At 57.2% G+C, this 4,051-nt stretch carries 3 protein-coding genes and 1 tRNA gene; 1 reads left to right on the top strand and 3 read right to left on the bottom strand.

Annotation, left to right across the window (positions count from 1 at the left end):
- Positions 1-72: 72 nt before the first annotated feature.
- Positions 73-555 (bottom strand): ABA4-like family protein, encoded by a 483-nt coding sequence (locus NW863_RS00845; RefSeq protein WP_414363874.1) that lies wholly within the window; start codon positions 553-555, stop codon positions 73-75.
- A 341-nt stretch (positions 556-896) separates the two neighbouring features.
- Positions 897-1,349: a hypothetical protein gene (locus tag NW863_RS00840; protein WP_414363873.1), complete on the bottom strand. Its 453-nt coding sequence runs from the start codon at positions 1,347-1,349 to the stop codon at positions 897-899.
- A gap of 150 nt (positions 1,350-1,499) precedes the next feature.
- On the opposite strand from NW863_RS00840, the gene NW863_RS00835 reads away from it, so the two are divergent.
- Positions 1,500-1,572, top strand: a tRNA-Arg gene (locus tag NW863_RS00835).
- Here NW863_RS00835 and NW863_RS00830 read toward each other — a convergent pair.
- Positions 1,573-3,840 (bottom strand): GAF domain-containing protein, encoded by a 2,268-nt coding sequence (locus tag NW863_RS00830; RefSeq protein WP_414363872.1) that lies wholly within the window; start codon positions 3,838-3,840, stop codon positions 1,573-1,575.
- Positions 3,841-4,051: the final 211 nt, after the last annotated feature.

Here is a 4,051-nt window from a genome sequence, read left to right as displayed (position 1 = left end):
GGCAGAAGAAGAGACAAAAGCTCTGCTGTCAAGCGGGTGAGGAAACCCCACCCGCCTGCGCGGTGGGGTAGTTCATGAGGATTCTTGCGGCACTTCTGCACTTTGATCCGCTCCAACAACCCCAGGCCGGCCCTTTCGGATCCCTTGCACCACGGTCACTGTGAGCAGATGGGAGAGCAAACCCACCGGACCAGCAAACAAGCACAAAAGCAGAGAGTGAGTTGTCCAAACTCGCTTTTCCCAGCCTTCCAAGAAGATCCAGCGGCCCACAAATAGATCCATCACAATGTAGTGAACCCATCCCGTCGCCATGACCGAGGGCTGGCTGAATAGAGAAGTCAGGCTGTTCAGAGATAGCTGAGGATTGGAAAACTCCTGGAGAGTATCTGCATTAAACCCGGTAACCAGAAGATAGAGATAAACCGTTGCCAAAAGGGCAATGGGCAAAAGCGACTCCATCACCCTACGGGTCACTTTCCAGGCCGGCAGCAGGATCATCAAAGCCCAAAAAGGCAAAGCAAACCAATTGGCCGCATTAAAGATGGTCTCTAGCATATCCAGCAACCCCTGATGCTACTTGTTTATTATCGGCTATCGCCCAACGCCGCCCGCCCGTGGGGGATCACCAGTCGACCTCGATAGCAACTCTTCTGGCTATTGCCGGGATCCGTCTTGAAGACACCGGCTCTTGAGCTGATCCAAAAGGGAGGCACCGCCGGCTGAACCTTGCCTCGCTCCCTCTTGAGACGGGGCAGAGGGATCCCAGCTCCTATTCCGGCTGGCGAAGTCTGGCAGATAAACTGCCCCACCGTATAGACGGTGGGGAATCCCGCGCATTTAGCTTAGTCCGCACCGTATTGGTTGTTTCCTCAACGAAGATGGGTGTCGGGAGTTGTTCACTTGAAAGTGCGTGCCAGCCAGCGCCGCAGCGGATGCCAGGCGGGCAAAGACAAAATCCAGCGGGACTGGCGCTCCAGCATCAAGCGCTCAATAGGATAGAGCCCAAACAGCTCGTAGCGGCTTTGGGCGATCAAGATCCCCAGCGTGAAGCTGACGCACAGCAAAAGGCCGAAGGTGGGCCAGCCGGGCCGGTAAAACAGGGCATAGCGCAGGCCCGTCCAGGTGAAATGGTTCCACAGACGGACGATATCTGCCCGCAGCGCCCAAAGGCTGGGGATCCCGACCAGCAGCCACAACAGGCCCAGAAAGATAAAGCTGCCGCCATGGTAGAGGCGCAACAGGCGCCTGGCCGGCGGAGAGAGAGATTCCAGGCCGGGAGGGTTTTCCGACTCCCAGACGCGAGCAGCCTTCTTGGCATCAACTGAGCTAGGATCAGGAGGCAATGACATCGAGATCCCGGTTCTCCCAAGACTTCGTTATAACTTTAGCGACTGGGATCCGTAACTGAAGCTCCTTAGGGGGCATTGAGGGAGCGGGTTAAGCCGTGTAGCCGACCTCGGAGAGGAAACTCCTCCAAGGATATAATGGCTCTGCAACTTGCCTTGCTAGCTCAATGGATAGAGCACCGACCTTCTAAGTCGATGGTTGCAGGTTCGAGTCCTGCGCAAGGCGCTAGGTGGATTCGCCTGGGATCCTGGCTGGCGGCGTTCGACTCTGAGAGGGGCACCACACCCGAAAGATGACCTGGCCAGAGTGGCTTGCTACAGTCAGGGATCCCTCTAACATCTCCATAGCCTTTTTGGCTAGCGGCAGGCCTAGGCCTGTCCCTCCGGCCTTGCGGCGATCCAACTGTGGGATGCGGTAGAACTTTTCAAACACATGGGGCAGCGCCTCTGGAGGAATTTCCACTCCCGTATTGCGCACCTCGATCAGCCAGCCGGGACGGTTCTGTTGATGGGTCTGGCTAAAGCGCAAACAGATGCTTTCCCCAGCCGGCGTGTACTTGCAGGCGTTGTTCAAAAGTTCGCCCACCACCCGCGACAGCAGTCTCTCATCCGTACAGAGGGGCAAAAGGTCGGGATCCCATTCCAACTGAAACTGTTGGTTCTGCTGGGCAGCTCGCAGCCGGAAGGGCTCGGAAAGATTGGGGATCCACTCCTGAGGAGATAACCAGGTTAGATTGAGATCCCTGTTTCCGGCTTCAATAGCTTGCAATTCCAACAGCTCGTTGATCAAGTCCAGCTCGCGGTTGGTCTCCATCTCCAAAATCTGCAAGTAGCGCTGCTCCCGCTCCGTCAGGTTGGCCTTGGAGAGAAAAGCAATTGCCAGCTTCATGTTGGTTAGAGGCGTGCGCATCTCGTGGGAGACCATGTGCAGAAACTCATCCTTGAGGTGGTTGAGCTCCTGCAACTGCTGCACCTGCTGCTGCACGGTTTGGAAAAGCCGGGCCTGGCGAATGGCAATCGCACACTGGCTGGCCACCCGCTGCATCAAGCGCTGTTCCCGCTCGCCAAATACCTGCCCCGGCGGACGCGAGCCGCAAATATTTCCCAGCAGGAGAGATTCGCCTTCCTGAGCATCGCAAATGGGAAGTACCAGCAGCGTGTGGCGGTCGTAGCTGGGCCAGCAGGGGTGGCCAAGGTTGCTGAAATAGCAGAACTGCCCACCCTGAAGCTGCTGGAGCACCTCGGCAAAATCGGCAAAGGGGATCCCCAGGGGAAAACGGCGGATCCCTTCTCCAGGTCGATAATCCAAGGCCAAAACGCTAACCTGTCGTTCTGGGTCATGGAGGGCAATCATGCAGCCGGAAAGGCCAAGGCTGAGGGCCAGTTCCTGCGCCACGGTTTCCAAAATCTTGTGCTCGTCTAGGCTGGAGCGAATTTCTTCCGTGATCAGTTGCAGCAGGGCCTCGTCTTCGTAGGCTTGCTGCAGTTGGCCGTTGCGCACCCGCACTTGGTAATCCAGTTCGGCGTTGGCTTGCTGCAGCCTTTGATGAAGTTCCGCCTGTCGAATGGCGACTGCCAGGTGATTGCCAATTGCCCTGGCCAACTCGATCTCTTCCTCTTGCCAATCTGGTTCAGAGATCAGGCGTCTCAGGGCTAGAGCGCCCCAAAGTTTCCCTTGACAGGCCACCGGGATCCCTAGCCAAGGGCCGAGCTGGCAGTCTTGCCTTTCCTGCAATGCAAAGGGATCGGAAACTTGCTTGGGATCCGCCACGTGAAAAACTTGCAGCCACTTGAAGTGCTGGATGGCTGGAATCTCTGGATCATCCGGTATGCGCAGGTGGAGAGCACTGGGCACATCGGGGGAGCGAACATAGCCGGCAATGCCCACCCACACCTTCTCGGTAGGCAGATATTGGTAAAGGGTAACCCGCGCTGCCTGCAAAACCTGGCCTACTTCCTGCACCGCTACCTCAAAGAGGGCGGGTAGATCCAAAGAGGTGCTGATGGCTTGAATGAGCCGGTTAAACAGTTTTTCCCGCTGCACCTGTTGCTGCAGCTTTAGCTCGGCCTGCTTGCGCTCGGTGATGTCCAGGGTTACCCCGACCACATGGCTGGGATCCCCTTCCGGCCCCAAAAGCACAATCCCCTGAGAGAGGTGCCAGCGCACCTGCCCGTCTGCGAGATGGGCACGGTACTCAACTGCCAAGTTGGGATCCCCCTCCATTGCCCTGGGCCCCGCCAACTGGAGAGCTTCCTTCACCCTCTGGCGATCTTCGGGGTGAACGCTCTCGAAAAACATCTCCAGAGTGAACTCCTCGCCGGGATCCCGTCCGTACTTGGCCTTGCACTGAGGGGAACTGCTCAGCTCCCCGCTGCGCAGATCCAGTTGCCAGTAGCCCAGTTGGATGGCCTCCAGAGCCAAAAAGAGATGCTCTGGATAAAAGCCGCCGTCTTCTGGCCGCACCGGCACCAGGCGGTGTTGAGCTGAAGCCATCTCCCCCACCAAAACAGTTGGTTGTTCCAGCAGCGCTACCTCATTGTGGACGATCCTCGATCCTCTTGCCAGAAATCCTTAGCTTTAAGCATGATTTCAGTACTCTGCTCAAAGATGTGTTAGCCAATACAAGATCTTTACTTCACGCTAAACTTCAGATCCGGAGAGCCGACTCTTGCCCGCAGCTTGTGGCCGAGGGGGGAGCCTCTGC

Origin of the sequence: Synechococcus sp. B60.1, assembly GCF_047462555.1 — a bacterium.
GTDB lineage: Bacteria > Cyanobacteriota > Cyanobacteriia > Thermostichales > Thermostichaceae > Thermostichus.
This window is presented reverse-complemented; position numbering and strand designations above follow the sequence as displayed.

Bases quoted from the DNA above. Each gene is read 5' to 3' on its own strand.
- NW863_RS00840 (WP_414363873.1), bottom strand. From the start codon at position 1,349: ATGTCATTGCCTCCTGATCCTAGCTCAGTTGATGCCAAGAAGGCTGCT.
- NW863_RS00845 (WP_414363874.1), bottom strand. From the start codon at position 555: ATGCTAGAGACCATCTTTAATGCGGCCAATTGGTTTGCTTTGCCTTTT.
- NW863_RS00830 (WP_414363872.1), bottom strand. From the start codon at position 3,840: ATGGCTTCAGCTCAACACCGCCTGGTGCCGGTGCGGCCAGAAGACGGC.